Genomic DNA, 922 nt, shown 5'->3' on the forward strand with positions numbered 1-922 from the left:
CACCCGCGCATAGGCGCCGGTCGTATGAGCCGCAAAGGCGCCGGCGGCTGCAGACAGGGAGGGCAGGGAAATGCCCCGGCCGGCCGCCAGCGCGCTCATCAGCATTTTCCATCCCTGGCCGACGCGATCTGGGCCGCCGATGATGTTGTCGAGCGGGATGAATACGTCATGGCCCTCATTGGGGCCGTTCTGGAAACTCTGCATCGAGGGGATATGCCGGCGCCCGATCGACACGCCGGGCAGGTCGGTGGGGACAAGTGCGACCGTGATCCCGATCTCTTCCTGCCCGCCCAGCAGATGGTTAGGATCGCGCAGCTTGAAGGCAAGGCCCAGCAAGGTCGCGACCGGACCCAGGGTGATATAGCGCTTGCGCCAGTTGAGGCGGATGCCCACCACCTCCTCGCCGGCCCACTGGCCTTTGCAGATGACGCCTTCGTCGACCATCGCGGCCGCATCGGAGCCGGCTTCCGGGCTGGTCAGGCCGAAGGCAGGAATTTCGCGACCATCCGCCAGCCGCGGCAGCCAGTAGCGATGCTGTTCCTCGGTTCCAAAGCGCAGGATGAGTTCACCCGGTCCCAGGCTATTGGGGACCATCGCTGTGACCGCCGCAGATACGGATCGGGTGGAGATCTTGCGGACAATCTCGCTATGAGCGAAATTGGAAAAGCCAAGGCCGCCATGTTCCTTGGGAATAATGATGCCGAAGAATTTTTCCTGCTTGAGATAGCCCCAGGCTTCTTGCGACAGGTCGTGCGTTTCCCAGGTCATGCGCCAGTCGTCGATCATGCCGCACAGCTGTTCGACGGGGCCATTCATGAACGCCTGCTCCGCATCGGTCAGCCGGGCTGGCGGCACGGCAAGGAGCTGATCCCAATCCGGATTGCCGGTAAAGAGGGCTGCGTCCCACCAGCTGTTGCCGGCT

Annotated in this window: 1 protein-coding gene; it reads right to left on the reverse strand. The window is 63.4% G+C overall.

Features of this window, described 5'->3' with window-relative positions; genetic code table 11:
* Positions 1-922 (reverse strand): acyl-CoA dehydrogenase family protein (locus tag ACUCV3_RS27310; protein ID WP_482241477.1); only part of this gene is annotated, 922 nt, incomplete at both ends.

The sequence above is a fragment of the Sphingobium sp. VMM genome (assembly GCF_056790315.1).